Annotated in this window: 20 protein-coding genes and 1 pseudogene; 11 read left to right on the top strand and 10 right to left on the bottom strand. The window is 40.0% G+C overall.

What is annotated here, in order from left to right; genetic code table 11:
- Positions 1 to 159 precede the first annotated feature (159 nt).
- Both APA_RS04905 and APA_RS04900 read left to right on the top strand, forming a co-directional pair.
- Complete coding sequence (locus APA_RS04905) at positions 160 to 2,364, top strand: O-linked N-acetylglucosamine transferase, SPINDLY family protein (protein ID WP_201321199.1); 2,205 nt, start codon at positions 160 to 162, stop codon at positions 2,362 to 2,364.
- A complete protein-coding gene (locus tag APA_RS04900; RefSeq protein WP_201321198.1) occupies positions 2,357 to 4,207 on the top strand; it encodes an O-linked N-acetylglucosamine transferase, SPINDLY family protein in 1,851 nt (616 codons plus the stop codon). Before APA_RS04905 ends, APA_RS04900 begins: the two co-directional genes overlap by 8 nt.
- Positions 4,208 to 4,239: 32 nt before the next feature.
- Here the strand turns inward: APA_RS04900 and APA_RS04895 are convergent, their stop codons facing one another.
- The 4 genes from APA_RS04895 to APA_RS04880 form a co-directional block, all read right to left on the bottom strand.
- A complete protein-coding gene (locus tag APA_RS04895; protein WP_201321197.1) occupies positions 4,240 to 5,214 on the bottom strand; it encodes an FkbM family methyltransferase in 975 nt (324 codons plus the stop codon).
- Between the two features lie 48 nt (positions 5,215 to 5,262).
- A complete protein-coding gene (locus APA_RS04890) occupies positions 5,263 to 6,096 on the bottom strand; it encodes an FkbM family methyltransferase (RefSeq protein ID WP_201321196.1) in 834 nt (277 codons plus the stop codon).
- Positions 6,097 to 6,198: 102 nt separating this feature from the next.
- On the bottom strand, positions 6,199 to 7,779 hold the full coding sequence (locus APA_RS04885; protein WP_201321195.1) for an FkbM family methyltransferase: 1,581 nt from the start codon (positions 7,777 to 7,779) through the stop codon (positions 6,199 to 6,201).
- Between the two features lie 33 nt (positions 7,780 to 7,812).
- Complete coding sequence (locus APA_RS04880; RefSeq protein WP_201321194.1) at positions 7,813 to 9,144, bottom strand: class I SAM-dependent methyltransferase; 1,332 nt, start codon at positions 9,142 to 9,144, stop codon at positions 7,813 to 7,815.
- 126 nt (positions 9,145 to 9,270) lie between these two features.
- On the opposite strand from APA_RS04880, the gene lnt reads away from it, so the two are divergent.
- Positions 9,271 to 10,809, top strand: coding sequence for an apolipoprotein N-acyltransferase (gene lnt, locus APA_RS04875; protein WP_201321193.1), 1,539 nt, complete (start codon positions 9,271 to 9,273; stop codon positions 10,807 to 10,809).
- Here the strand turns inward: lnt and APA_RS04870 are convergent, their stop codons facing one another.
- The 6 genes from APA_RS04870 to APA_RS04845 form a co-directional block, all read right to left on the bottom strand.
- On the bottom strand, positions 10,810 to 12,507 hold the full coding sequence (locus APA_RS04870; protein WP_201321192.1) for a YgcG family protein: 1,698 nt from the start codon (positions 12,505 to 12,507) through the stop codon (positions 10,810 to 10,812).
- A complete protein-coding gene (locus APA_RS04865; RefSeq protein ID WP_201321191.1) occupies positions 12,497 to 13,747 on the bottom strand; it encodes a hypothetical protein in 1,251 nt (416 codons plus the stop codon). The genes APA_RS04870 and APA_RS04865 overlap by 11 nt, the downstream gene beginning before the upstream one ends.
- Positions 13,748 to 13,858: 111 nt before the next feature.
- A complete protein-coding gene (locus APA_RS04860; RefSeq protein WP_201321190.1) occupies positions 13,859 to 15,733 on the bottom strand; it encodes a lipoxygenase family protein in 1,875 nt (624 codons plus the stop codon).
- 106 nt (positions 15,734 to 15,839) lie between these two features.
- Positions 15,840 to 16,529: a response regulator transcription factor gene (locus tag APA_RS04855; RefSeq protein WP_103667276.1), complete on the bottom strand. Its 690-nt coding sequence runs from the start codon at positions 16,527 to 16,529 to the stop codon at positions 15,840 to 15,842.
- A 142-nt stretch (positions 16,530 to 16,671) separates the two neighbouring features.
- Positions 16,672 to 17,319, bottom strand: a complete 648-nt coding sequence (locus APA_RS04850) for a type I restriction endonuclease subunit R (protein ID WP_201321189.1) — start codon at positions 17,317 to 17,319, stop codon at positions 16,672 to 16,674.
- Positions 17,319 to 18,887 (bottom strand): hypothetical protein, encoded by a 1,569-nt coding sequence (locus APA_RS04845; RefSeq protein ID WP_201321188.1) that lies wholly within the window; start codon positions 18,885 to 18,887, stop codon positions 17,319 to 17,321. The genes APA_RS04850 and APA_RS04845 overlap by 1 nt, the downstream gene beginning before the upstream one ends.
- Before the next feature lie 119 nt (positions 18,888 to 19,006).
- On the opposite strand from APA_RS04845, the gene APA_RS04840 reads away from it, so the two are divergent.
- The 8 genes and pseudogenes from APA_RS04840 to APA_RS04805 form a co-directional block, all read left to right on the top strand.
- A complete protein-coding gene (locus APA_RS04840) occupies positions 19,007 to 19,291 on the top strand; it encodes a hypothetical protein (RefSeq protein WP_201321187.1) in 285 nt (94 codons plus the stop codon).
- A gap of 34 nt (positions 19,292 to 19,325) precedes the next feature.
- Positions 19,326 to 20,660 (top strand): ATP-binding protein, encoded by a 1,335-nt coding sequence (locus APA_RS04835; RefSeq protein ID WP_201321186.1) that lies wholly within the window; start codon positions 19,326 to 19,328, stop codon positions 20,658 to 20,660.
- Positions 20,661 to 20,753: 93 nt separating this feature from the next.
- Positions 20,754 to 21,005: a hypothetical protein gene (locus APA_RS04830; RefSeq protein ID WP_201321185.1), complete on the top strand. Its 252-nt coding sequence runs from the start codon at positions 20,754 to 20,756 to the stop codon at positions 21,003 to 21,005.
- Positions 21,006 to 21,010: 5 nt separating this feature from the next.
- On the top strand, positions 21,011 to 21,376 hold the full coding sequence (locus APA_RS04825; protein WP_201321184.1) for a type II toxin-antitoxin system PemK/MazF family toxin: 366 nt from the start codon (positions 21,011 to 21,013) through the stop codon (positions 21,374 to 21,376).
- 255 nt (positions 21,377 to 21,631) lie between these two features.
- Positions 21,632 to 22,792 (top strand): hypothetical protein, encoded by a 1,161-nt coding sequence (locus APA_RS25060; protein ID WP_236579411.1) that lies wholly within the window; start codon positions 21,632 to 21,634, stop codon positions 22,790 to 22,792.
- Positions 22,773 to 23,135, top strand: a complete 363-nt coding sequence (locus APA_RS04815) for a hypothetical protein (protein WP_201321183.1) — start codon at positions 22,773 to 22,775, stop codon at positions 23,133 to 23,135. Before APA_RS25060 ends, APA_RS04815 begins: the two co-directional genes overlap by 20 nt.
- Positions 23,132 to 23,464 (top strand): hypothetical protein, encoded by a 333-nt coding sequence (locus APA_RS04810; RefSeq protein WP_201321182.1) that lies wholly within the window; start codon positions 23,132 to 23,134, stop codon positions 23,462 to 23,464. The genes APA_RS04815 and APA_RS04810 overlap by 4 nt, the downstream gene beginning before the upstream one ends.
- A gap of 109 nt (positions 23,465 to 23,573) precedes the next feature.
- Positions 23,574 to 24,096, top strand: a pseudogene (locus APA_RS04805) (IS4 family transposase); the annotation flags it as partial.

The raw sequence follows: 24,096 nt of genomic DNA, 5'->3' as shown, positions 1-24,096 counted from the left end.
ATTTGTAGACTCTCTGCGACTGCAAGTGAAGTTGACTTTTACAGATATAGAGGCTCAACTTTTACTTTACTTAAGCACAAAACTGGTTGCAAAAGACTTTTCGTTTTTTTGCAACCAGTTTTGTGGTATCTAGACTACTTAATTACAAAGGTAATACTAATGACTAACTGGCAAGAACTTCTATTACAAAATGATTACGACCAAATTATCAGCTATAGCAAACAAGGGATTGAACTATATCCAAATGTTGGCGAAGGTTATTATTATTTGGGATTAGCCTTTTTATTACAATCAAAAGATGAAGAAGCTGACAATATTTGGACTCTTGGATTAAAAAATTCTAGTGATGCCGACCTATATACTAAAGAACTTTATGAAATTTTAAGGAGAGAGGCTGATCGTCAGGAAGAATTAAAAGAATATCAAGTTTCTTTAACAATTCGTCAAAATATACGTCGAATAATGCCCCAAAACTTTGAGAACTTGGTGCAAATCGTATACTTATATCTTCAGCTTCAAATATTTAACATTCAAACTTTACAAGAGCTTGACTTAATCAATCTAATCCAATCAGGTATAGATATAAATGATAATGCTCTACTACAACTAATTGAAAATATTTCGTTTACGCCAATTTCTCAGGCAACATCTGAAGAAGTTATGTCCTTTTATTTAGGATTTATATCTTCCTGTATACCCTATGTTCAAAACAAAGAAGTTGGGACGAGTAAACTGATTTATGCTGCTTTTAGCCAAAAATTGAGACTAGATATATCTCTGAAATTTGTTGATATGTGTCTGCAACTTTGCCCTGATAGCATTATGGTTTTAGGGTTCTTAGTCCAGCTTTATATTAAGCACGATCGTTATAATGAAGCTCTTGAAGTTGCTCGCAATATTATCGTCAAATTTCCTGAAAGCCTTGATCAAACGATTGCTTATCATTTGCTTTTGAGTGCAATTATGAGCGCAGGAGGTAATTGGCAAGAAATAAAGGTGATTTTTGCTAAATATCAATCTTTGCTGTCTGATTTAGTTCAGCAAAATCCTGTTGACATGAATCGGTTTTACGTAACTTATATCTGCATGTCTTGTTTCTTTGCACCGTATATTCAGGATATGCCTCAAGATAACCGAGCCATTCAAAACAAGGTTATGAGCTTGGTTCAATCGAATATGCAACATTATCAGTCTGAAATTACCCAAAGATTTCAAAATAATCAACGATTAAGAAAAGAAAGCCCAAGAAGTCTAAAAAGCTCCAAACTCAGAATTGGATATCTCGCAACTAGTTTAAGACAGCATTCGGTTGGATGGCTCGCTCGATCGCTGTTTCAACACTTCGATCGAGACTCTTTTGAAATTTATGGATATTTCCCCGAATACAGTCAATGTAAAGATTTTTTGCAAGAATGGTATGTACGCCAAATGCATAAATCCTTTAGGGAAGGCGTAGATTATTGGGGTGATAACTTTTTAGTTGCTGAACAAATAGATCGCGATCGGATTGATTTGTTAGTCGATCTTGAAAGTATGACTTCAGGAAATTGCTGCGATATTCTTGCGCTTAAGCCAGCCCCTCTACAAGTTAGTTGGTTGGGATGGGATGCTTCAGGGTTACCAGCAATTGACTACTATATAGCCGATCCATACGTTCTACCCGAAAATGCTCAAGAATATTATTCAGAAAAAATTTGGCGCTTACCTAAAACTTACATAGCTGTTGATGGCTTTGAAACTTCAATTGCCACCTTACGCCGATCCGATCTGGATATTCCCGCTGATGCGATCGTTTATTTTAGTTCTCAAAAAAGTTATAAACGTCATCCTGATATAGTTCGAGCGCAACTGCAAATTATTCGGAAAGTTCCTAATAGTTACTTCATAATTAAAGGGCTAGCAGATGAGACCTCTATGCAAAACTTCTTTTATGAAATTGCTGATTCGGAAGGGGTTGAACGAGATTATCTTAAATTCTTACCATTTGCCAAGTTTGAAGCCGAACATCGAGCTAATATGGCGATCGCCGATATTGTGTTAGACACATATCCTTATAATGGAGCAACCACAACCATGGAAACCTTATGGATGGGGATACCTATGGTTACACAGGTTGGAGAACAGTTTGTTGCCCGCAATAGCTATACGATGATGATGAATGCTGGTATAACCGAAGGAATTGCCTGGAATGTTCAAGAATATGTGGAATGGGGCGTAAAGTTCGGTATGGATCCACAATTAAGGCAAACCGTTGCTTGGAAGCTCCGTCAATCTCGTAAAACTTCATCGCTTTGGGATGGTAGACAGTTCGCTAAAGAGATGGAAAATGCCTATAGACAAATGTGGGAGATTCACAATGGATAAAGATAAATTGATCAATAGTGCCTACAAATTATTTGTTGAGAGCCAATATCCTGAAGCTGCTGAGCTTTATGAAAAAGCGGCTGAGCTAGAACCTGATGTCAAATCTCACTATTGGTACTTAGGTTTATGTCTTTTGTTTCAAGGTCTAATAGAAGAAGCGCAAATAACTTGGTGGATAACTATTGATGAGAGTGAGTCTAGTAAAAATGAATTTGTACAATTTCTCCAAGATGTTTCTAGGAGATTTGGGCTAAATCTTAATAGATACGATATGGCTATAAGTATTCTAGAAGCAGGGGTGGGTTTAGAACTAGAAAACATCTATTTGTTGGCTGAATTAGCAAGATTTTATGGTCTGAGTTTGGAACATAAAAAATGTATAGAAGTAGCCAAGCAATGTCGCAAACTAGTTCAAGATTTACCAAATCAGATTTATGTAAATCACATAATTTTAAATTCTTTGCTTTGTTTAGGAAGTCAATGGCAAGAAATTTTTGCGTTGGCGGATAGCCAATTAGATTTGATTCAATCCTTAATTCAAGAACAGCCCGTCAATACTAATTCCACTGATATATCTCGTCTACTTGTTTCTACTTTCTTTTTGCCTTATCTCAAAGACGATCCCAATAGAAATCGAACTTTACAAAATGAATTAGCGAAAGTTTACCAAAACAGTTTACCAACCTTACCGATTCCAGTAACCCGAAATACTGACAAGCGACCACTTAAAATTGGCTATTTGTCCCATTGCTTACGCAGACATTCCGTTGGGTGGTTGGCAAGATGGATTTTCAGACATCACGATCTTAAGAAATTTAATATTCATGCTTATTTCGTGTTCGATCAGCTTAATGCATCTGATTCAGTCAGGGAATTTATTGCTGACTATTGCCATAAGTCCTACAAATTTGGATCTGATGCAACCGCGATCGCTAAACAAATAGCAGAAGATGAGATTGATATTCTCGTCGATCTTGACAGCATTACTTTAGATATATCTTGTCAGGTAATGGCGCTCAAACCTGCGCCTGTACAAGTGACTTGGCTAGGATTAGATGCTTCGGGCTTACCTGCGATTGATTACTTTATTGCCGATCCTTATGTGTTGCCAGAACATGCTCAGAAATATTACTCAGAGAAGATTTGGCGGTTACCGAATACTTACATTGCCGTTGATAGCTTTGAGGTGCTTTTCCCAACGATACACCGCAATCAGTTTAATATTCCGCTCGATGCGATCGTTTATCTAAGTTCTCAATCAGGATATAAACGACATCCTGACAACATCAGACTGCAAATGCAGATTATTAAATCTGTACCTAATAGTTATCTATTAGTTAAGGGACTATCCGATCAACAGGGACTTAAAAACTTTTTTGTGGAAATTGCTAAATCAGAAGGCATAAGTGATGATCGCCTCATATTTTTGCCTCAGGTAACTACCGAAGCCGAACATCGCGCTAATTTAGACATTGCTGACGTGATTTTAGATACTTATCCCTATAATGGCGCAACTACCACAATGGAAGCTTTGTGGATGTGTATTCCCATGGTTACAAAAGTTGGCGAACAATTTGCTGCTCGAAATAGTTACACCATGATGATCAATGCAGGAGTGACCGAAGGAATTTCTTGGAGCGATCAAGAGTATATTGATTGGGGTATTCGTCTAGGTACAGATGAGGCTTTGCGAAAGCAAGTGTTTTGGAAACTGAAAGAATCTCGTAAAACTTCGCCTTTGTGGAATGCTGAGAAGTTCACGAGGGATATGGAATCTGCTTATGAACAAATGTGGGAGATCTATACCGATCATCAGTTAGCCGTAAGTAGTGATAATTTATGAATTGCCACTACTGAGTTTTAGTTCTAGCTAAATTAATTGCTAGCGTAATCTTGAATTTTGACTACAACAGCTAAAGAGTTTAGTCCCTGAGCAACTAGATCTGGAAACTGAGCTAAGCCTTCGATAATATTGTCAGCGAAGTTGTAATTTGAGTCTTGACTCCCATATTGCAATGTTAGGTATTCCAATATTTCTAATGCATAGTCAGGGAAATTCAAGATATCAGCAATACAAGCTAACTTCAACATCCGATCTGGTGATTTTAGATGTCCGTCCATATCTTCACGAATTAGATCGCGAAAATAGTAAGCATCACCCCAAAGTAATTGTCCTGCTCTTACTGTTGAGCGAATTGGCGATCGCGCACGAAGTCCATATGCTCGAGTTAAATCGAACAGGGTAAAGTCATTCTTTCTCAAGAAAGTATCGACATCAGCGAATAGTGGTTGATTTTTATATAAATGCGAAAATATTACCTCAACTTGTATAGCCAGAGTACCACTATTCAAAATCTTATTCGCCCCCTCTAAAACATCAAGATCCGCACCCTGAACGTCAATTTGCAGAAAATCAATTTCATTAATTTCCTCGTCTTGACAGAATCGATCTAAAGTTGTCGTGTCAATTTCAATACTAAAATCTAAATTGGCTACTTCTGATAGCCCAGCTAAGCGTTCTAAATATGGTTCGTTTGGCGGATACAAGGAAATGCACATGGGATCTTTCGTAATGTAAAGAGTTCTCTGTTCGATCGCTTTGCCAATCGCTAGAGGAAAGTGTATTTCTTTCCAGTTAATCTCTCTGGCTTCAAGTTCTGCGTTAGCTTCGTCACAAGTATTACCATCAGCATCAAATCCATAGATACTTAAGTTTGGTGCAAATATTTGCCATCCTTGGCTAGCATAGTCATCTTGACTGCTTAATTTGCGCGATCCGACATTACAAACAGTCATTTGAATGTGGTCTAAACGACCGTTTCTCTTTAAAATTGGAAGAAATACTGACATAAAAGAATCCTTGGCTTTTTATAAATGATTGATTAGTATCATTTTAATCTAGTTGTTCAACATAACATTAAATAGATAGTCAACTAGAAAATCTGGCTGTGCATCTGTAATTTCAACTCTAGTTAGAGGAGCAAATTCTTGAAATATGGGTTCAATAGAAGGATTAGATGCAAAGATAAAGCCATCACAAGAAGTAGTGCCATTATCAAAATCAGATGATATTTCAATTCGATAATTGAACCCCTCAAGTAAACTGATAACATCAAGATGTAGTTTTTGAGAATGAGTTGAAATAAAGAGATAGTCGATCGCTTGACTTTTCAAGGATTTGGTACAATCTTCCAACATTTCTATTTCATATCCTTGAACATCAGAATGAAGTATGGTAAGCTTCTCAATCCCTTTTTCTGCCAAATATTGATCGACTCCAAATTGATTTTTTCCGACGAAAGCCTGTATAAATTCACCGTTAAATCCATTAAGCTGGAAATTATGCTTGCCCGCGTTAATATTTTGCAATTCTGGTTCTACTAGATGAACAGTAGAATTTGGGTGAACTAGTTTTAGCCACATCGAGTAATGTCCCCAGTAAGCTCCAAGTTCAAGCATTAGTGGCGCAGTCGGAAGATGCTTGACAACTTCTTGGAATACAAATTCTTCAAGAGGTTCATGGACTCCACGATTTATGACAAGAATCGAGCTAAATTGTCCATAATAGGCGTAAGAACCAAGCACTGGAACTCTTAATCCGTTATGAAGATAAACAAAATCACCATCTACAAAGCCAGCGCGAGGGTCTCTCTGGATCGCCAAGTTAAGCGGATCTGATACGATTTCTCTAAATCGTCCTAAAAGATCATTGTCATTAGCTTTTTTTTGCATGTGTATTGACTCTTAGAAATGTGTAAGTTTTGTAGTTTCGCTATACTTCAAGACAGCTTCTAACATGAGTATCTAGGCTGGCAGTATAGCAAGATCGTTAATTTAAAGATAGTTCTTAGGTAAAGCAATAACGTTTAGGCTACCCTGAAAGTCAGCATTAACATCTACAGGGATCAACTTTTGTAAATAGGGCTGATAGCGAAATAGTTGATAACCAATACTTCTGAGAAAATCTGCAACAGGTAAATTACTACCTTGATCTGCTGCAATATTTTCATAGAGGATGATTGGAGCAAAGTCTGTAAGAAGGCGATCGCTTCCTTTCAAGACTTGGAGTTCATGACCCTCCGCATCAATCTTGAGAAAGTCAACTCGACTTACCTCATATTTTTCAATTAGGCTATCCAACGTAAAACATTCAACTTCTTCAAAGCTACCAGCATCTCTAGATTTATCATCATCTTCAGCAATTAGTTCATTAAGCTCACTCGCCGCACTCAGCGATAGTTTTGCTTTGCCATTGCGATCGCTAGCCGCACCTGCACAAACTTTTACCCAATCAATTTGATTAACTTGACAAGTTTCATTGAGATAACTCACACATTGCGAAAATGGTTCAACTGCCAAGACCAAACCCGTCTCTCCCACTCTTTGCGCCGCACTAAATGTGTACACACCAGCATTTGCTCCTACATCAATCACTGCCATGCCTTCTCGAATCCAGTTGCGCCAAAACTCAATCTCGCTCTCAAACCAGTCGCCTTGAGCGACTAACACGCCCGTAACAATACTGCGAAAGGTCGGCTCAACGGCAAGTACCAAATCTTGATCGAAAGCAACATAGGTGATTTTGCTGTCTATAGCCAATTTTGTCCATTGCCACTCAGCTGCATCACTATTTTGATTTAGACAACAGTTATTGGCCGTCTCTAGCCAATATGCAGCGGTTTTAAAATCGCCAATACTACGATAGCCAAGATAAAGTGCTTGCAAAATTGGCGCGTAAAGTGGGATTAGTTGTTGCGCGTGATGCAAATACACAATTCCTTCAAGTTGCCCAGTCATTAGTTCGGCAATACCCAGCATCAAGCAAATAGTGAGGCTACCTGAAAAAAGCTGATTAGCTATTCTTAAAAAGCGTATTCCTGAAGGATTGTAAAACACAAATTGAGATCGCCACAACGCCTCTGCTAGTAGCATTAACGCCTGAGTGAAACCATTATCTGCATTTAAAATAAGCTCAAATTCAATTGAATTTCGAGCAGATGGAGGTAGGTAAACTAATCCTAGCAAAGCATTTTGAGTATATAAATGTGCAGACTGGAATGTAGTAATAGTGGTATTTAAAGCTAAATTAGTTGCCTTCGTGTTTTCTCTCAACATACTTTGAATAAGCAGATAATGAGCAGCACAATACGGGCTTGTATCTAGGCTAAATCCTTTCTCCAGTTTTCCCATTGCCATCTGGATTAGTTTTGTTTTTGCCTCTAAATCTTCAAGTTGCTCAGCTTCAATCAAATCTATAACAGCTAAGTTATTCCAATCTAGAGAAGTCTCAGGACTATCCCAGTTAGTACTTTCAAAGATCGCTTCGACAGATGACAAAATGTCTGCGTCAATGTCAGGATAGTGGCTGAAAATATATTCAAGATAGAGATCGCTAGAGATAGAGGCTAATTCCATGACTAAATCCTTTGTAAAAAATTGAGATAAATATTAGTGAGATTGAAGTTCCAGCATGAGGTAATCCAGACTTTCTAGAGACTTTACTGTATTTTGGACTAACTGAAAAGCTTTCTCATGATCTATAGGCTGCAAAGTCACAGGATCTACAGGTCTAAATTGCTTCCAACGTTCAACTAGAGAGAGCATAGACTGTGGTGCATCCAATAAAGGTAATAGACAAGTAGCCATTGAGCTGTCAAGTGTCACAACTTGTTTATGTGTTGATAGATATTTATTAAGACTAAGAATCCCACAACCAGTCACATTAGTTATTAGATCTTCTCTAAAATTAGAAGTATTTAGTTGAGGATGTAGATAAATTTTTGCAGTCTGCCAATCGAAACCACTCCATTCGCTAAAAGGAACGAAGGATTGAGCTTGCTGCGGATGACCACACCAAAAATCTAATAACCGATGAATTGGATGGATTAGTTCATACATTTGTAATCGATCCTCTATCGATAGATCTGGTAAGCTCATCCCCAAAAAGACAGGCAAATTATCTCCTTCTTTAAATAAATCTCTAAAATCCCATTCGCGCCAGTTTACCATACTAATAAACTCTAGATCGGATAATCTTAAAGCATCAAAAAGGTCGGAGATCGTATAGCCCTTATCGCCTTGGAATAAGTGATTCATCAAGATATCTTGCTTATTTTCTTGCACTGTATATTTAGTGTCCCAAGTTTGAGCTTTTAGCAAAACATTGTCTTTTAAAGCTTGCATTGTCTCCACAACAATTTCGACCTCTAGATCTTCTGGATTTTCATCCAATAAACCCATCATTCTAAACATTTTTTGAGCGCGAAAAAAATTAGCTCTCTGGATAGAACTATGTAAATTACTGCGAATTATGCCGTCAGGTTTTAATACTGACTGCATCGACTTTAGAGCGATCGCAGGCTCAGGAAAAAGATATAACAATTCATCACAATTTATATAATCAAATTGACAACCTAAAGATGGTAATTCTTCGATTGATGTGGCAAGAAATTCCACGTTATCAAAACCATGATGTTCTAAACGTTGTTGTGCTAACTTAATAGATTCTGCGGATATATCTACTCCAACTATTTTTGCCCCTGGGTTTGCTTCAGCTAAAATGAGAGACTTATAACCAGAACCACATCCTGCATCTAAAATAACTCTTCCTTTAGTATCTATAACTTTTTGATCTCTTAAGTAGAAAGAAGTTACTAGGTTGTGAATATATAGTTCATTTGGATCGTTTTTGGGGGATTTATCAAGAGGGATTCTAGGATATGGACTACTATCAAATTGCTGCCGTATTTTATCTAGTAGGTCAGATTGTGGATCAGTCATGTAAAGTTAGCCTGAAATCTACTGATGATTGTCGTTTAATAAATGCGATCGCATTGTAGCAGACTGCTATTCAGGAATAAATGCGAAAATTGTAGAATTACAATATAAAGATTATTTGGCTTTTCTATGCGAAATTTGCAAAATCTCCTGTTTGCCGCTCTAGGTGGTGTACTGATGGGACTTACACCTGATCCATTTAGTCAATGGTGGCTAGCATGGATTGCCCTGATTCCTCTGTGGATGCTGGCTCAAAATCTGAAGGTCAAAGAGGCGATCGCTATGGGAGCAATGTGGGGATTTTGCTATCACGGTATGGCGCTATTTTGGATTACGAGTGTGCATCCGATGGAATGGATGGGTGTGCCTTGGTGGACGAGTTTTTGGATTGCAACTTTGGTTTGGTTGTTGATTACGGGGTGGGGTGCGGTATTGTCGGGCTTATGGGCTGGGGGAATGTCATTGTTCACGCAGAAGCTCAATGTAACTAGTCGGGTAATTATTGCTTGTGCGATGTTTAGTGGATTAGAAATTGTGTGGAGTTGGGGGCCACTTTACTGGACGGCGCTTGGCTATACCCAGAGCCCCCATGATTTGCTGTTGTTACAAATTAGCCGTATCTCTGGACAGCAGACTATGACTACGGCGATTGTGGCAATTAATGGATTATTTGCGGAAATTCTTTTACATAGAACTTGGGCTGAAAGACGACGCTATGCAATCGCGGCGATTTCTTTGTTAATTGCGATCGCGGGTTATGGTGCTTGGGAAATGCAAAGCGATCGCATGGTAAGAAGCAATGGACAAGCCATCAAAGCAGGAATCATTCAGGGGGATTTCCCCAATGCGCTCACGGTCAAACCGAGAGGATGGGAGATCGCAGTTAATAACTATACCAAAGGCTATGAAAAGCTAGCTCAGTCAGGAGCAGAGATGATCGTCACTCCTGAAACCGCAATTTCTTTTCTCTATCCTAACTATGATGCTCGTCGCGAATCTTTTGATCTCGCAGTGAAGAAATATCGCGTTCCTGTCTGGCTGGGAGGCTTTGGCACGACTCGCAATCCCAATGCGGAAGATCCGAATAATTATACTAATAGTCTATTTTTGATTGATGGCTCAGATAAGATTCTCGGTCAATATGACAAAGTGCGGCTTGTGCCAGTAGGGGAATATATTCCCTTTAAACCAATATTAGGAAGTCTGATTAAGCGCTTATCTCCGCTTAGAGGCGAAGTCGATGCAGGTTCGAGCGAGCAACTTGTTGATACACCTTGGGGACGTTTCATTGTGGGGATTTGCTATGAGTCGGCTTATCCAGCAACTTTCCGTTTCCAAACCGCCGCAGGGGGGAGGTTAATTCTCTCTGCTTCTAATAATTCTCACTTTGCTTCTTATATGTCGGCGCAACACCATGCTCAAGATGTAGCAAGAGCAATTGAAAGCGATCGCTGGGCAGTTAGAGCTACTAATACTGGCTATTCTGGCTTTGTTGATCCGAATGGGCGCACGATTTGGCTATCGGATGTAAATACCTATGAAACCCATCTGGAAACAGTTTATTTGCGCGATACCAAGACTTTATATGTCTTATGGGGTGATTGGTTGACACCGTTGCTTTGTATTACCAGCATTGCCATTTATGCTAAGCATCGCTTTATTGCATAATCACCAATCGCCACCAGCGCCGCCACCATCGCTACTGCCGCCGCCAAAGTCACTGCTAGAAGACGAGCTTCCATAATCATAGGAATCATAGCTACTAGAATTACTACTAGAACTATCGCTAGAACTGGAATAATCTGAACTACTAGCATAACTCACAGGTTTAGGAATAAATGGATAGACAGGTTCTTCATGGAAACAGTTTTGACATTGACGCATACTGATCGCATCTTTGGAAGCTTTTTTGGGGAATTTCTTGGTTCTGCGAGATTGTTTGAGTTCTGCGTCAATCAATGTCGGATAGCTACATTTTGGGCAAACTGCATCTTCGTTTAAAATATTGGGCTGGCAATAAACATGTTGGCGATCGCGAGTTTGAGGATAACAGCGATCGCAAGAATATACTGTGTAAGTAGCATTCCCCAACTCGATAGCCTTTAACTCTGGCTTGGTCAAGTACTGATCAGTTATATCTGAGGCTAGATGCTGAACTAGATTTCGACAGTTTTGACAAAAATACTTCTCTCTAGCTAAGCTCCTGTCAATATACATGTCATTAACTAGGTACAGCCATAGAAATTGATATCCCATCGCCAAAAGTAAGCTTGTCAATGCAAATAACGAGTGTCTAGGAATAGTTAGCAAAATCGAAGTACTGATGATTACCCACAGCACAGCCAGAGCAGGGAAATGAAAAACAAGAATCAACCCAGAATTTCTGAATAATTCTAAGCCAAAGCGACTTGTTTCATAGCGCTGAATTGGAGTTTGGAAAATGGTAGTCAATTGAGCCAACCAAAATTTTTCAATACTTAACCAAATAGCAAGAGATGCAAAAGCGACGATCGAGTTAATCAATATCGTGACTAAAAATTGATTGATTGGCTGAATAAATAAGCTAGTCAGTGATTCCTGCGACAAGACCCATGCATTAATGCTAATGGTAATCGTAACTAGCCCAAATACCAGTAGCAACATTCCTAAACTGGTAAATTCCGTCAATTGAGGAATATGTAGCTGAAAAACAACAGAACTAGGGAGGATTTGCTGCTTCACAGTAGGCAATGTTTGTCTGCACTCTCTAATTTTGATAACGATCAATATCACGCCGCTAATAGCGATCGCTATGCCCACCAGTCCGATGCTGCTGTAAATCGAAAAAAAGGGGAAAGGATAAAAATTAATTTTCTCTAAACGTCCTGATACTTCCTCCACGCCATTTATGACCCCGCGATCATAGTTCTGACGCTTAAACTCAGGAGTAATCTGATCTTCGATAATTTGCTTTACTTGGCGATCGCTAATATAGGGAGAAATACCGCGCCCAGTTTCTATTTCAATTCGTCGTTCCTTGACTGCGACCAGAAATAGCACGCCATTATCAAATCCGCGTTTACCAATTCCCCAAGTATTAAACAACTCCGTAGCATATGCTTTGACAGTGCTGGCTGGAGTCGTATCTGGCACGGTCACCACAGCGATTTCTGAACCGTTATTTGCAGCTAGTTGCGAAATTCGTTTATTGAGATGTGCTTCGGTATCAGCACTCAGAACATTTGCGACATCACTAACCCAAGTTCCATTTACTCTTCTGGGATTAGGAATATCACTAATGGGAATTGCTTGTAAAGGAGCTATAGGCAATAGGATTGCCCATAGCAAAAATATTACACAGAAGATTTTGGTTACATTACCCTTCATAGGAAGTTAGCTCTACTCCAGAAATACTGTACTTAATTTCTTTAAATCCACTCACATCTACTAGAGCACGCATCGATGTACTCAAATATAGTTTACCAAATTCGCCTTTGTCTTGAGCTATCTTGGAAGCTACATTAACAGGGCTTCCCGCAATATCTCTAGTGCCGAATGGTAGATTAAAAATAAGAACTTCACCTTGATCAATTCCAATCCGACAAGTGATATCTTGTTTTGCTAACTCTTGACGAAATGTTTGGGCAAATTTCACCGACTCGATCGCATCATCAAAAGCATAAATTCCTAATGAGCTAAGCACTTTAATTTCCGCAGCAGCTTTTTTGTCTAGCAGTCGCAAACCGATATCTTTCATTAAAGCAGAGAATGAAAGCTGATTGAACATTGAAACTTCATGGGTCTCTACTACTTCATTTTTACTTTCGATTAGCACCACTACTTTATGTTGAATATACCTATCTACTAAGGCATGAGCAAAATTTTGATCGGTTAGTCGAGTTTCATATTCCAATAAATCAGCATAAAAATCCTCAGAATAGGGAATTGGATAACGGTGATCGATTGGCTGTAATCCTGATAATCTCTCGCCATCTAATACTCGATAAATATTGCCAATTGTCGGATTTAAATCACCGCGTTTCTCTATCGTGAAGTTGTGATTTGATGGTAGGAGATCGCATATCGCTTGGCTGATTAAGATCTCCCCACCACAGGTATGATTCTCAGCTATTTCTTCAATCTCATCTGCTTCTACTCCATACAAACCACCACTAATCGAATAGAAATTACCATAATGAGCACCAATACCAATTTTGATTTGGCAACTGTTTGCGATCGCATCTTGGATCGTTAGGAGTGTGGAAACAAGGGTAGATGCACTAAGAGAATCTGGATAGAACATCTGTGTATTGTCCGCTGCCCAAATCCCTACACTTTCTCCCCCGATCGCTTTTCCGTAGCCATGTAAAATTTTTTTCGGTTGATTAATGATTGCTAAAATCTCTAATAATCCCTTTTGCTGCGTCAGCTTAGTGAGTCCAACTGAGTCAGAAGATACACTATATCCTTGGACTTTGTGACTCTCAAGTATTTGTAACGCATTCTCATAGGTTTGTTCGCTGCTCAGCCATTGCTCCACCAATTTGAGCGGCAACGCACCAATAATGTCCTGAGTGATATCAAACAGGTTTGTGGAATAGCGTTTTTTGCTGAGCTTTTCTGGCATTGAAGTTTCTCAGATTAGATAGGTATCGAGGCTTTGCGCTAAAACCCGAACCAATAAATTTTTTAAAAGTGTTGCGAAGCAACACTTTTAAAAAATTTATTGGTTCGGGTTTTAGATATTGATGCTTTGGGGAATTCGTGATGGTCTCAAATAGTTATAGTCTGCAACTCGTGTTTCATTGCGAGACTTGATTGTGGACTCGATCGCCTTTAACTGATCTTGAAAATCACGTAAAGGCTGCTGAATGCGATCGTCATTAAAATAATTAGTGCCATACTCACCCAAGGTCGTGTAATAGACCGAACCAAGAATATAAGTCATTGTTAATTGACTCTTAGCCTGATCGATTGGAGGCAGCATTGCAAAAAAATCTGCCTCGCTTGCACCTGTGGTTTTAGTTGGGGCAGGAGTATAGCCCGCGAGAGGAAATGCAGGAGTATAAAGCATCAAGTCACCTTGAGGGAAGTTCACTGCCGCATGTTGAGCGCTACCAGTAAAGATCAGCAAAGTCACTGCATTGACTAAATAATCAAAAGTGCGAATCTGTCCACTCTGTCCGAAACTAGTTACACGACCGCCATTATCAGAGATGATTTCCTGTACCCAAGCTTGCAGTTCTGAATCTCTAATCACATCATTGTCATTGAAGTAATAGATGGATAGATAGCTCTTAACCCAAGTCGCGATCGCATCCCAAACCAATAAAGCATCATCGCGATAGGGATAGTCTGGCAATAGGTTTGGATCATCAACGCCTCTCTTCTTCAGCGCTACAGGCAGCATCGCCTCATCAAAGTTATAGGTTTTGACACCATGTACTGACAGAGCGCGAGAAGAGCCAATCGTGCCTGCCAATAGACTATCAATGGTTCCACCTGCATTAATCAGTCCAGATTGAGCCGCATCATTGATCGCCAAAGTACCTTGGAAATGCAGCTTTAGTAAAACATATAGAGGATGATTGCTGGCGAGTTGGCGATTTGTCGCGATCGCAAAAGGCTCGATAAATAGATGCGTTCTACCCAAATGACTAATTAGTTCATGGTAATTAGCATCGGCGATTTGGACAACGGTTTTAGCCAGCATCCAGTTTGGCTCATCACCATCTTGTTTCAAAAAGATCGGATTGGTATTCGGATCTTGTCCCAGTTGAATTGCGATCGGAGTCAGACTCTTCTTCCCTTTGGGAATCGCAAATAGAGCTAAAGGTGCATTGATGTATTTCTGCTCTGATTTAGGAAAATTACCACCTGCGATCGCAGTTAGTTCTACATAATCCGCCAAATACAATCGCCCTTCTGCTCCTGCCACAGCTAAAGAATCACCAGTCAAAACCTTCTGGAATTGCGCCTCAGTCAATGGGAATCGCGCATCCAAAGCCTTAACCTGTTGAATCACTAGCGGATTAAATCCAGCGACGCGCAACCTTGCAAATTCGGAATTGCTCTTAAAATTTTGGCTGATTGCAGGTAGAGGAATAATCCAAAAAAGATCGTTATATTCTTGAATATTTGTCCCTTCTAAATCAATTGGCTCATCTTCAAGAATTGTTGGCAAGTCAGACAATAGTTCTACTAGGGCATTTTCTGAATGAGACATACTAGCTTCTAGCAAACGCTTTGAGAAGTCCAGTTGTTGGGCTTTAGATTTCTCCTTATCAATGAATGCCGAAGGATTAGCGCGATCATTTAACAAAACCTTGACCACGACCTTCCCAACTAATAATCCCCAAGATAGAGAAAACCTCTCATTCTTAGGAACCTTCTCCACCATTGGTAGCGACTCAATGTAGGTGTAGTTGTATTGATAGAGTTGCCTAGATTGATTTAGGGATGCTTGACGCTGAGTAATTGCGGGATCATTCTGAGGCAAAAGCGGATATTTACTCGACTGCGATCGCCTTAATATTAAATTCGCTAAGTCTGTTAACTTCGCTGAAACGAAATTTAATGCTCTGGCAACACCACTCAAAAGCGAAAAGATCATAGATGCACCTTAAAATCTATACATCCATATATAAAACCTGAATGGTTTAATTAAGATAAATTTTTATAAATAAAAGATAAGACGGCGCATCGCGCCGTCTTATCTTTTATTTAACTAATCCTGCTCTGAGGGCGCGGACGGCGGCTTGAGTGCGATCATCAGCGCATAGCTTGTTCAAAATATTGCGTACATGGGTTTTGACAGTGCCCACTGTAATGTAAAGGCGCTCAGCAATCTCGGCATTGCTATTGCCATTGACAATCTCAGATAGCACTTCTAGCTCACGCTCAGTTAATGGCGTAGCGGCAAGGACTTGCTTGTAGTCTGCCTCAGCAGCATCAATTTCCACAGTTGCTTCGCGACGACGTACCTGCTGTAAGACAATACTTGCGATCGCAGGATCGATCCATGAGTTGCCCTCAGCAGTTAGCTTCAGTGCTTGCACCAGATTTTCGGAACTAATATCTTTGATGCAGTAGGAATCTGCACCTGCGGCAAAAGCAGCGAGTACGGTTTCTTGGCTATCGGTCAAGGTCAAAATTAAAACTTTAGTGGCTCGTCCTGCATCAGTAGCCGCCGCCTTGATTTGGCGCGTTACTTCTACGCCATCCATATCAGGCAAGCCCAAATCAACGATCGCCACATCAGGATGTTGGCTATTTACCAGAGACACACCTTCCGCGCCCGTGGCAGCTTCGCCAACAAACACAAGTTCTCCCTGCTGTTGCAAGGCGATCTTCATGCCCATGCGGGTCAGGTCATGGTCTTCAATTAGGACAACACGAATCGAACTCATAAGCATTTTTGCAGATTGTGCATAGTCTGTATTGATACCAGAATCTCATAGAAGGGGCCTTAAAACTACTCAACTTAAGATTTATAGTGCCTATAGCACTGTAAATCCTATTGATCATCAGTTCGCCAAAACCATTATTTATTTACAGCGCTTCCAGTACAGCTAGCCCCAATCGCTTGAGGATTTGGAGGACTTTACGGAGTTCATGTTGTCTAGGAAATAAGGAAAAAGTACGCGATACATCATATTGAGGCGCATCATCATGGGTTAGCTTCAGGAATACAAATTCATCCCCATTGGTAGCTAAACCGTAAGATGGCTTAGCACTTTGTCCATTGGGACTTGCCAACATATAAGCCAATAACTGCGGTATAGCTGCTAGCACAGAAATACTAGTCCGTTTAGACTCGACTACTAAAATCCAGAGTTTTTGTTGAATAACGAGCATATCGATAAAGCCACGTAATATTTCCTCGGAATCATCAAGCTCTAACATAATTCCGTAGGGCGAATACATCCGATATGGAGCATCGAGAAATCCTGCTAGCTCTAACAAAGGAGATACTACAGCGACTTGAATAGTGCCTTCTAATAATAGCCCATCCATTCTTTGATAGTCATAACGCTGTTTGAGCTTAGCAACACCTGCTGTTTCTAACTCAGTTAGTTCTGGAAAGTTTTCTTCCCATTCGCTAAAAAAATTGTCGCTATCAGCTTGACGTAAATTTAAGCGATCGCTTAAATCGTTCAAACTATGAATTGCGTCTGTAATTCCTGTACTAACAACCATTAGTTTTTCCCAACGATAAAAGCAGAGTCGATACTTTGATTATATTTTGCGCCGCTCTTGGTGGTTTGATTGATCACAATTCCATAAGCTGCATTGTAATCAGCTTTTAGCCAAGGTGAGCAATAACGACCAACGGGCAAAGTGTAACTATTGCCATTAACTTTCGCTCCCTCGCTAGGCTCTAGTTTCGGTGGAATTTTGAAGGTAACCTTGCGACGTTTAACATAATCGCCAGCGACTACACCCGTTGCCGATTGCTTACTAAAACATTCCACTTCGATTTGTGTCTCTTTGAGTAACTCGCGCACATTTCCGCGATCGCTAAGTATTAATTGATTATCAGTGCCAACACCTGAGATAGTTTGCAATTGGAATGAACTAACACGATCTGGATTAAACCCGCCTGTAATCTTCACCACTTGAAGATTATTCTCAGGAATAACTTGATATTCCAATGTTCCTGGTAGTTGGTATTCAAGCTCTGCATTCTCATTGCGGACATTTACCTTTGCCCCAATTTCGACGAGATCGACTCCTAAAGCCACAGGAGTTTCTTTTGCCGCCCAATCAAATCGATAAAAAAGTCGTGCCGTATCTTTGAGATAGGTGTATGTATCTGGCACGTCAGAACTAGCCCGAAGTAGACGTGTCAAGCCACTTCTCTCAACCCAAATATTTTTAATTAGTCCCACTTTTTTGCCGATCGCTATTCCGAGAGCAGCGCGATCGCTTGTAATCTCCGCAGGAATATCTAAACGCGGTACAAGTGTAATTTGTCCATAGGGACCAGTTTTTCCTTCAAGTCCGTTATTACTTGTCAGTCCATCGCGACCACTCTGACAAGAATAAGAAGCACTGCTGGATTGTTCCTTTTTACTGCGATAGACCCAATTACCATCGCTGCTAGGTTGTTTTGAAGATGGCAAAACATTACTTAAAAGACTAGACAAAATGTTCTCCCCAAAATTGTCGCCTGATGTTGAGCAAACTCTCGAATGGCTAGAATAATGTTGCCAAGGAGCATTTGGATCTTTAGCTGATCTGCGCTCGACTTCTGTAGTACAGGTCGTAATTGTCCAAGAAGTTTCTTGGCAGTCACAACCCTTTCCACCGAGAGCGCCGCGGCCATTACGCCCACCCTTTCCGCCATTGTTAAGGATTTCGAGCATCTGGAGCGCTGCAATATCAGTGTAAAAAATAGTGGCATTGCCCCCACGTCCACCATTGCCGCCATTACCGCCGATGCCCCCACTACCACCAGATGCACCAATTAGAGAGAATTGAGTCCGACGAGGCTGCTCACAACTACTAGCCGATCGCCCTGCAATTCCATCTTCAGCATCTTCGCCAATTGTGCCTGTGAGATTATAAGCAGCAGGCTTCCCATCACCAACAATTTTGAGGTCTTGCCCATCTCGACCATTGCGCCCATCTTGACCGCGATTGCCATCCTCTCCAGCAAGTCCAAAAGTGTTTTGCGCGATCGCTGAGAAGCTTACTAAAGGTAAGGTCAGAATGGCGATCGGTAAAGCATGGATCACAAATTTGGGCGATCGAGGTTTCCACATATGCTAAAAACTTTGAAATTACTTTATTTTGTTGACAGTATCACTACAGGCTGAGTTCCTAATATATTCTAGAAATCTGCACCGCCTAACCTAAACTTAAAATAAAAATCATTTGTACTATGCCTGCAAATCAAGGTCAACAATTAGAAATATATAGTAGTAACCATCCTCAAGAAGTTTTACTGGTCAAGCTAAAAATTGATGATGAACTTGATGAAGTAATGATTTTCAAGGGCTTTTCAAGCTCTTTGATGCGATCGACAGCCTTTGATCCTGATGTGTCAGTAATTAGCGATCGCGCCGAAATATTGACCATTGATCGCCTCGTCGCACCCTATAAACCAAATCAGCCTAACTATCTCCAACAAGGGATAACATGGGAAGAGTTTCAAGATTATTTGTGAAGTGCATTCCTTACGAAATTAACTTGATGTAGATATGCTTGAAGAGACGCGGCAATCGATTTATACAAAGCAAGTGAGAATCGCCTCATTACTGCTTTACCAAAATGTTTTAGAGCAAGAAACGTGGGAAGCCTATGTGAAGTTATTGCATAGCCTTGCCAACTTCGCTTTAGATGGTCATGAAAATAGCTCGCGGCGGCTTAGCTATTTATTTGCCTATGGAAGATGGTTTCGGGCGATTGCCTCAACAGGCTACAATTGGCGAGACTATCTAATTTCGCAAATTCTGACCTCTGAAAATCCCTTTAGTCAGCAAGCGCAAACCACAGAATTTAAGTTGTTATCTCAATCATTGGTCGCTGCCGCCAAGCATGATCTCCAAGTCCTAGAAGAGATTAGTCTTTGGGGCGGAGATAAGCTAGTTGATTGTATAGAATCTTTTGGCGATCGCCCTGTGACCTTGCAATTGTCAGAAAGTAATATATCGAGACTTTCGGAAGTTAAGCGATCGCTGATTCTCAAATTTCAATCCACCGATGACTGGACGCAACTCTTGCCAGAGTTAGCCAATTATTACAAACATTCAGGCACAGGGATATTTACTGATTACGATGCATTCCGTTGGTGCAAAGGTCATCTGGAGGGGATTGCCTATCCCGATTTGGTTCAGCTATCCGATCTAATCGGCTACGAGTCACAAAGACAGACTCTGTACAAGAATACAGAAGCTTTTTTAGCTGGCTATCATGGGTTGCATACCTTGCTCTATGGCAGTCGAGGCACTGGCAAATCTTCAATGGTTAAGTCATTGATGTATGCCTATCGCGATCGCGGTTTACGTCTAGTCGAAGTCGCTAAAAATGATCTTAAAGATCTGCCCATCATTGCCGAGATTCTGCGTCAAGTTCCACAGAAATTTATCATTTTTGTGGATGACTTGTCCTTTGAGGAAGAGAGCGAAGACTATAAGGCTCTCAAGGTAGTTCTGGAAGGAAACCTTTCTGCACAGCCCAATAATCTTTTGGTTTATGCAACTTCCAATCGTCGTCATTTATTGCGTGAATATTTTAGCGATCGCCCTAGCCTGAGAGATCTTAGCGATAGTAAAGAAGTCAATCCTTGGGACACAATGCAGGAAAAGTTATCTCTAAGCGATCGCTTTGGCTTAACCCTGACATTCCTGCAAGCCGACCAAGAAATCTATCTCAAAATCGTGCATCACCTCGCAAAGCGTGCAGGTATTGAATTGTTGGATGATGATCTCAATTTTCGCGCCTTGCAATGGGCTACTCGCCATAATGGTCAATCGGGTCGTACTGCCCAGCAATTTGTCGATTTTTTGCAAGCAGATTTAGAACTTAAGAGTTGAAATGTAATGCGATCGCCTCTCTAATCTCGGTGAAAGTAAAGTGCGATCGCCAGCAAGTAAAATAAAGTAAGCGGTTATTCTGAGTTTACAATTATGACCTTCACCGAGTTATTGCCGAATCTGCAAAAACTAAACCCTTCCGACAAGCTTAGGGCTATTCAGTTTCTAGCGACTGAGTTATCAAAAACAGAAAATTTTGCCCCAAATGATCTAGAGTCTCAATCTTGGTTAGATGCAGATTTAGGCGGTAATTTACCTGAGTATGATTGGGGCGAGGGTGGAATGCCCAGTATGAAGCCAGTGGAATATATTTCTGGTATTGGTTTAGTGGTAAAAGCAGGATAGAGATTTTGAATAGTCAGCCTCTCAAATGTGGTGATATTGTTTTTGTCAACCTGCCTTCCCATAATCCTAAAGGACATGAACAGGAAGGGAGAAGACCTGCTGTTATTGTTGGTGTACCTTTGGGAGATGTTCGTTATTCTGTTGTGGTTGTGGTTCCATTAACTACTCAGTTCGGAGTTTGGGGTAAGAGAAATCCTGTGCTATATCCAATTATTCCATCTGGAACAGCGGGACTGCCTCAAAAGTCGGTTGCTTTGTGCGACCAAATACGTGCGGTAGATATACAGAGGGTAATTGGCTATTTGGGCAGCCTAAATATTAACGAATATTTGCCGATTATTGATGGAGTAAGACAGGTTTTGGATTTGTAATACTTCGTGAAGAGATCGCCTCTTTAATCTCTGTGAAAGTAAAGTGCGATCGCTAGTGGAGCTAATCAAATTAGCACTTTTAATCTCAAAGCTTTTTCTCAAACCTTCCTTAGCACAATCTAGTTTATTGTACGAACATTTTATACACAAAATATCCATGGTTGCAAAAATAAACTTAGCTAAATATAGCAAATGGATGTATTGATCTTTAAGGTTTTGGTAATACAATGCTTACATTATTTAGTCTAATAAAGTATGAGTGGTGTTAAAGCTTTTGTTGATAATGGATTTTCTGGCATAGATTTTCTCCGTCATTTTTTGGCAAGCCCTGAATTTACTACCAGCACGCTAAAAAAAATATTCCCTTCAGGAAAAACTAGTCAGGGAAAGGAAGGTTTGGTTAATGAAATTATATATGCACTAAATGATGGTGTGATTTCTGAAAATGACGTTTTGTTAGCATATATAGAACAGCCTAAACAATGGTTAAGCTTTCAAGTGGGTAAGCACTTAGAAGAACCTCAACTTGCTGATGTTGCATTTTTACTCAGGAATTTTGGAGATGAGAAGTGGTATGGTACGATTTTTAATAAAGAGAGAAATAAGAAATGGTACATCCGAGTTCATAAAGTCTCCAATCCCTCTTTTATTGGTATAGGTGAAGCCCGCAAATTAGATCTCAGTCAAAATATTCGCTGGATGGTAGCTGCTGAGATTGGGGATGGATATATTTCATTACATTGGAATGGATTTAGCAGTTCTGTCTATGAGGATAATGATGAAACTCTAAAACAAAATCAATTTACATATTGGAAATATATCCCTCAGTTTTTTGATGAGCTAAAAGAACTATTTAAGGGAGAGTGGGAAAATCCAAACTTATATAAACTTGTATTATCAGATTTATGGGATAAATATCTTAATAAAGCAATAGGAGGTTTTAAGTATGAATGGGCGCATTTGCGTATTCGTGCTGAAGCGTCTGGGGTAGCTCTAAATGCCCGTAGTTCTGGAAGTTCTGACATTGACGTTAGTGGATTACAGGCACTTTCAAAACAATTAGCTAAATCTGCTATTGAATCACTAGGATTAGAGGCATTAGAGGATTCGCCCAAATTCTCTGATGTTGAAAACGCAATTTTAAGAACAATCATACGAGAGTGGGGTACTAAGTCTTATGAGTTTCGATTGGATAGACGAAATGTAATTACTGGTAATGAAATATCTGACAAAGAACATAAAAAAGAATTTGTTTTCAAAGCGCATTGCTATTTTGGTGCTAAACCTAAATCAGAGCAGCCAGATGCTTTAATCCATTTGCATTGCTATATAGAATACGGAGGTAGTACTGGAGCGTTAGACTTCTTAATAAATGAGATTGAGTTAGGAGAAAAAGATGACTCTTTTTACTTGTGACGATTCAATAAAGTTAGATGATTATCAAAAATTATTACTTAGCAAACACTTTAGTCAAGCAGGTAGTAATATGATGCCTCATCAACTCGCTGCAAGCTTAGGATTAAAATACTCTACGGCGTTACTGATACTGACACTTTTAGGGCTTTCTGAGCGAACTAAAAGTTCTTTGCTCATTTATCATAATTGTGATCCATCTGTTCCAGCAGGTGCAATTCCATACGGCACTGGATTCCCCAAACTACCTTGGCATTGTTCTTTGTGTGAAGAAGAAGTAGAGGATTATTCTGAGCTATCTTTTGATGTTAGGGTTACAGCACTTGACCCAATTGAATTTATATGAGTTTGTCAGTAGAACAACTATGTGACCAATTTGCTGAAGTTTTAGAACAACTGGAAGAACTAAGAAAGCAAGGGAAAAATATTCCAGAACTAGCAGTTAGTCGTTGTGTCTCACATTTATATATACCAATTCCTCTTTTAGATGAGTATCTAAATCAACTCAAAATATTTTTGGATTTACCAAAACCAAAACAAGAAGAAATAACAAAAGCTGGTTATCTGTTAGAAGAGATCGCTTTAATTTGTTTTTGTGGTTTGCGAGGCTATACAAATGTTAAAAGTTTTCGTTCTCCATCTGCACAATACGATCTTGTTATTAGTGGAGCTTAGTGGTGCAGAAAAGTCTTGAAAGCATTGACACACATAGATTCTCATAATGAGACAGGAGATAGGGAAAGGGCAAAACATGAGATACTCAAGTTCCTCAACAAAAGTTCTCATGCAAATACCCCACCTCTATCTTCAACTACAACAACAAATGCGTCAATGGATTAAGCCAAAAGACAAACGACATCTGCAAGGATTTGCTGAGGCAGTAGCCGCAATATTACAATCAGGAAGTGCAAGTCTTAGTCATTGGTTGCCCTATTTGAGCCATCGGGACTGCAAAGCAAGGAGCCAAATGGAAAGACTAAACTACTTTGTGCATAATCCGCACATCATCCCTGAAACATTCTATAACCCATTGCTGAAGCACTTTCTGCAAGCATTTGCAGGAGCATCGTTAGAACTGGTTCTAGATACGAGTATGCTGTGGGATAAATTTTGTTTAATAGAAGTATGCTTGATTTGGGGAGGAAGGTCGATTGGCTTGGCGCAAGTAGTGCTGGAACATCGCAGTGCCACAGTTGGCTTTGAGGATTATCGTCCAGTATTAGAACAAGTACTCACCCTATTGCCACCGCAAAGCACGGTGACCTTACTTGCCGACCGAGGTTTTGAACATGGGGAATTAATCCGTT

It is taken from the genome of Pseudanabaena sp. lw0831 (genome assembly GCF_016584665.1).
GTDB lineage: Bacteria > Cyanobacteriota > Cyanobacteriia > Pseudanabaenales > Pseudanabaenaceae > Pseudanabaena.
This window is presented reverse-complemented; position numbering and strand designations above follow the sequence as displayed.